Origin of the sequence: Actinocrinis sp., from assembly GCF_035650855.1 — a bacterium.
In the GTDB taxonomy this organism is placed as follows: Bacteria; Actinomycetota; Actinomycetes; order Streptomycetales; family Catenulisporaceae; genus Actinocrinis.
Map to the genome: position 1 here is coordinate 1 of NZ_DASRGV010000386.1, position 5,694 is coordinate 5,694.

The 5,694-nt window shown below is 69.3% G+C and carries 4 protein-coding genes; 1 reads left to right on the forward strand and 3 read right to left on the reverse strand.

Translation table 11 applies throughout. The annotated features are described in order from the left end of the window. The 3 genes from VFB40_RS27190 to VFB40_RS27200 all read right to left on the reverse strand — a co-directional run. Positions 1-646: DedA family protein (locus tag VFB40_RS27190; protein ID WP_349261651.1), on the reverse strand; the 646-nt coding region annotated here is incomplete at its 3' end. A 229-nt stretch (positions 647-875) separates the two neighbouring features. Continuing rightward, positions 876-1,868, reverse strand: coding sequence for a M56 family metallopeptidase (locus VFB40_RS27195; protein ID WP_324855661.1), 993 nt, complete (start codon positions 1,866-1,868; stop codon positions 876-878). 6 nt (positions 1,869-1,874) lie between these two features. Continuing rightward, a complete protein-coding gene (locus tag VFB40_RS27200; protein WP_324855663.1) occupies positions 1,875-2,297 on the reverse strand; it encodes a BlaI/MecI/CopY family transcriptional regulator in 423 nt (140 codons plus the stop codon). A gap of 253 nt (positions 2,298-2,550) precedes the next feature. On the opposite strand from VFB40_RS27200, the gene VFB40_RS27205 reads away from it, so the two are divergent. Further along, on the forward strand, positions 2,551-5,694 hold a 3,144-nt coding region (locus VFB40_RS27205), incomplete at its 3' end, for a discoidin domain-containing protein (protein ID WP_324855665.1).

Here is a 5,694-nt window from a genome sequence, read left to right on the forward strand (position 1 = left end):
GGCTGCGTCGGCGGCGGCGCAGCAGCTCGACGGCGAGCGGGCTGAGCGAGACGATCACGATGAGGGCGATGATCGGCAGCAGGTACTTGTCGATGCTCGGAATGCTCGAACCGAGGCCGTAGCCGGCGAGCGTCACGCCGATCGACCACACCAGGCCGCCGGCGACCTGCCACAGCGTGAAGACCCGGGCCGGCACCTCAAGCGCTCCCGCCACCGGGTTGAGCACCGTGCGCACGACCGGGATGAACCGGGCCAGCACGATCGCCTTGCCGTATCCGTAGCGTTCCAGGATCTCCTCGGCGCGCATGACCCCGTCGCGCAGGTGGCGGTTCTTGGTTCGCGCGAGCAGCACGCGCCCGCCCCGCTGCCCCAGCCAGAAACCGGTCTGCGCGCCGAGCAGTGCTCCGGCCGCCGCCGCGACCAGCACGGCCGGCAGGGAGAGGTGCACCGCGTGCGCCCCCGCGGTGCACAGCAGGCCGGCGGTGAAGAGCAGCGAGTCGCCGGGCAGGAAGAACCCGATGAGCAAGCCGGTCTCAGCGAAGAGCACCAGGAAGACGCCGAGGGCGCCGAGGCTGGCGAGCCACGAGGTCGAGTCCAGCGGGTTGAAGGCCAGGACGTGGCCTCCGGTCCCGGCGGCGTGCGACACGAAGTGCGTCGCGAGGGTGAGCAGAGCGGGGTTCGGCACGACCTCTTCCTTACCGTCCGGACGCGCATCATCTACAAAGATGTAGAACTTCTACTTGAGTGTAGATGATCGAGCCGCTCGGTGTTCACCGATACGGCGCCTGGACTGTCAGGGTTCCGTCACAGAGGCGATAGGCGCGTCAGGGATCAAGGCGTGCCAGGGATCAGGCTGCGCCGGAGATTGAGCCGCGTCAGTGATGCGGCGCGTAGCTCGCGGCCTCGAGGAGCTCGTGCAGATCGTGGGCGGCGTCGAGGGTGCAGAATCCGGCGATGATCGCGATCACGGCGACCGCGGCCTGCAGCATCCAGCGGCGACCCGGCGGGGGCGCGAGCAGCGCGGCGACGCGGCGCGGAACCGGTCCTGCCGCGCGCATCGCGGAGCTCTTCGAGTGCCGGGGCGTGAGCCGACCGCCGCCGAGACGTTCGAACACGGCGCCGAGTGCGACGGCCGGCGACCTGCGCGGCCTGCCGTACTTGGCTGCGACCGCCGCGCGCGCGATCGTCTCGGCGACCAGCCGCCGGTCGCCCACCGCCAGCGCCGCGTGTTCGTCGGCCCAGCGCTCGACTGTGAACTCCACCGCGTCCGCGAGCGGCCGCAGCAGCGGATTCGCGGCCGCGGCGAGCCGCGCGACGCCGGTGAAGGCGTAGTGCCGGCCGGCGAGGTGCGCGCGTTCGTGGGCGAGCAGCGCGGTCCGGCCGGCGTCATCGAGCGTCTCGAGCATTCCAGCCGAAACGACGATGCGGCCCGGGCGGCCGGGCACCGTGTACGCGTCGGCGGCCAGGTCACGGGTCACCACGATCTCGCCGCGTCCAGGCAGGCCGCGCGCGTGGCGGAACGCCTCGGCCAGCGCCTGGCCCCGGCGCACGGCGAACCTGACCACCGCGGTGAGCGCGATGCCGAGCAGCACGCCGGCAATGATCGCGACGACGGCGCTGGTCGGGTCGCCGCGGTCGATGACCGCCGGCGACCAGCGGCCGAGCTGGGCGACGAGCGGAATCCTGATCAAGGCGTCCAGCGCCGCGAGCGTGAGCGCGGCTCCGCTGCTGGCCGCGAGCGCCACCGCCGCGCCGGTCAGCAGCCAGGTCGCCCAGCGCGGATCGACGCGAGCCGCGATCGGACCGGCCAGCAGCTGCGCGAGCAGCGGGAAGATCAGGGTGAGGCAGAGGACGAACGGGATGGTCACGCGGCGTCACCGCCTCGCGTCGTCGGCGGGCGCGGTCGGGCCGAGCAGCCGGCGCAGCAGTTCCTCGTCGCTGTCCGAGAGATCCGCGACGAAGCGGGAGAGCACGGCAGCGCGGTCGGCGGAGCCGTCGAGCAGCGCGGCCAGCCGCCGGGCCTCGAGCCCGGCGGCGTCGGCGAGCGGCGCGTATTGGAAGGACCGGCCGACGCGGGTGCGCTCCAGCATCTTCTTGCCGTGCAGGCGGGTGAGGATCGTGACGACCGTGCTGTAGGAGAGCTCGCGGGCCTGCGCCTCGTCGGACTTGCCGAGCAGGTCACGCACTTCGCCCGGACTCAGCGAGCGGTCCGCGCGCCAGAGCACGTCCATGATCGCGGCTTCGAGCGCGCCGCGCGCCCGGCGCGGTACGCCGTCCGAGCCCGTCGCCGACAGCATCCGTCAGACCTCCGAATCGCGGCGCCGAAAGATCACCGCGCTACCGCTACACGCTTGTAAATACAGCCTGATCCCAGTGTGCCATGCGAGCGCGCCGCCGCGCCCGAAATGCCGGGCCGGAATGTGCGACCGAAGACTCCGACCATTGACCGATGCGTCACGCGTATGTAACTTCCAGCTAGCGTCGCGCAAAAACTCACCATTTACTCGTCAATGATCTCTATTGAAGCTGCAATTTACTGACTGGAAGAGGATGAGAACAGGATACGGATCCGCCCCGCCTCGCCGCACCGCGAGGCTGCGCACCGCCGCGCTGGCACTGGCCGGGCTCATCGTCACGGCCCTGCCCGCGCTGCACGCCGCTCCGGCCGCAGCGGCCGGCACCAATCTCGCGCTGGGTAAGACCGCCAGCGCGAGCAGCGCCAACGGCCAATACGTCGCGAGCAACCTCAACGACGGCAATCAGTCCACGTACTGGGAGAGCACCAACGGCTCCGGCGTCTTCCCGCAATGGGCCGAGCTCGACCTGGGCGCCGGCACCTCGGTCAACCAGGTCGTGCTGAAGCTGCCGACCGGCTGGGGAGCCCGCACCGAGACGCTCTCCGTGCAGGGCAGCACGGACAACTCCACCTTCACCACGATCGTCGCCTCGGCCGGCTACACCTTCGACCCAAACGCAAACAACAACGCGGTCAGCATCAGCTTCGGCGCGACCAGCACCCGCTATATGCGGATCAACATCACCGCCAACACCGGCTGGGCCGCCGGGCAGCTCTCCGAGCTGGAGGTCTACGGCCCCAGCAGCGCGTCGACCAACCTGGCGCAGGGCAAGAACACCACGGCCAGCGGCACCAGCCAGAACTACGTGCCGGCCAACGCCACCGACGGCAACCAGTCGACGTACTGGGAGAGCACGAACAACGCCTTCCCACAGTGGCTCCAGGTGGATCTCGGCGCGTCGGTCGCCGTCAACAAGGTGGTACTGCAGACCCCGGTGACCAACTGGGCCGCGCGCACCGAGACGCTTTCGGTGCAGGGCAGCACCGACGGGTCGAACTTCAACGACATCGTGGCCTCCGCGGGCTACACCTTTGACCCCGCCGGCAACAGCACCGTGACGATCTCGTTCAACGCGACCACGACCCGGTACCTGCGGCTGAACATCACCGCGAACACCGGCTGGCCCGCCGGCCAGATCTCCGAGTTCCAGGTCTACGGCCCGACCTCCGGCGACACCCAGCCGCCGACGGCGCCAACGAACCTGGCCTACACGCAGGCCAGCAACGGCCAGATCACGCTGACCTGGGGCGCGTCCACCGACAACGTGGGCGTCACGAACTACGACGTCTACGCGAACAACGCCCTGCTCACCAGCGTCCCGGGCAGTGCCCTGACATACACCGACAACCCGCCGACCACCGAGTCAGTCACGTACTACGTGCGCGCCCGTGACGCGGCCGGCAACCAGTCGGCCAACAGCAATAGCGTCACCCGCAACGGACAGGGCGCGACGCCGCCCACGGCCCCGAGCAATCTGCAGTACACGCAGCCGCAGTCCGGGCAGATCAAGCTGACCTGGGGCGCGTCCAGCGACGCGGTCGGCGTGACCGGTTACAACATCTACCGCAACTCCGCGAAGATCGCGTCCGTGTCCGGCAGTACCCTGACGTACACCGACTCGGTCTCTGACACGCTGACCGTCTCCTACTACGTGACGGCGGCCAACGGCGCGGGGCTCGAATCCTCGCCGAGCAACACCGTCACCCGCACCGGAAGCGGCGGCAACACCACGAACCTGGCGCTGAACAAGCCGATCGACGGAACGCCGTACACGTACACCTACGCGCCGGCCAACGCCGACGACGGCGACGTCACCACGTACTTCGAGGGCTCGTCCTATCCCAGCAACCTGACAGTGCATCTGGGCGCCAACGCCGACATCTCCTCGGTCGTGGTCAAGCTCAACCCGGCCACCGTCTGGTCGGCCCGCACCCAGACCATCGCCGTGCTCGGCCGCGAGCAGAGCGCGACCACCTTCAGCACCCTGGTCTCGGCGCAGAGCTACAGCTTCGACCCGAACAGCAACCAGAACTCGGTGGCCATCCCGGTCACCGCGCGGGTCGCCGACGTCGAGATCTCGATTACCAGCAACAGCGGAGCCCCCGGCGGCCAGTGCGCCGAGCTCCAGGTCTTCGGCACCCCGGCGCCGAACCCGGACCTCACCCCGACCAGCAGCTCGTGGACCCCGTCCGCGCCGGTCGAGACCGACTCGATCACCGCCTCGACCGTCATCCAGAACGCCGGCACCGCCGCCTCTGTGGCCACCGACGTCAACTTCTACCTCGGCTCGAACAAGATCGCCTCGACCACGGTCGGCGCGCTCGCGCCGGGCGCCTCGCAGACCGTCTCGGCCAGCCTCGGCACACAGAGCGCCGGCACGTATCAGCTCAAGACGACCGTCGACGAGTCGAAGAAGAACTTCGAGCTGCAGAGCAACCAGAGCTACACCAACCCGACCAGCCTCGTGGTGAAACCGGTGCAGAGCTCTGACCTGGTTGCCGCCGCGGTGAACTGGACGCCGGGCAACCCAGCCGCGGGCAACTCGGTGGACTTCACCGTGGCGCTCAAGAACCAGGGCACCGTCGCGACCGCGTCCGGCGCGCACAACATCACGCTGACGCTGCTGGACTCCAACGGCAACAGTGTCACGACCCTGAACGGCGCTTACAACGGCACGCTGGCCTCCGGCGCGTCCGCCAACGTCGACATGGGCACCTGGACGGCCGTGAACGGCAAGTACACCGTGCGCACGGTCATCGCCGTCGACGCCAACGAGCTGCCGATCAAACAGGGCAACAACACCAGCGACACCGCGATGTTCGTCGGTCAGGGCGCGAACATGCCCTACGACATGTACGAGGCGGAGTCCGGCCAGCTCGGCGGCGGCGCGACGGTCGTCGGACCGAACCGGACCATCGGCGACCTGGCCGGCGAGGCGTCCGGCCGCAAGGCCGTCACGCTGGACAGCACCGGCGACTCGGTCAGCTGGACCTCGCGCGAATCCACCAACACGTTCGACCTGCGCTACTCGATCCCGGACTCCTCGGGCGGCGGCGGCATCAACGCCACCCTCGACCTGTACGCGAACGGCACGCTGGTCGAACCGCTGAACCTGACCTCGCACTACGCGTGGCTGTACGGCGCTGAGACCGGTCCCGGTGACTCGCCGAGCGCCGGATCGCCGCGGCACATCTACGACGAGTCGGCGTTCCTGCTGCCGACCTCGTATCCCAAGGGCACGGTGTTCAAGCTGCAGAAGGACTCCGCGAACTCCTCCCAGTACGCGGTCGACTTCATGAACTTGGAGCAGGCGAGCCAGATCGCGAACCCGGACCCG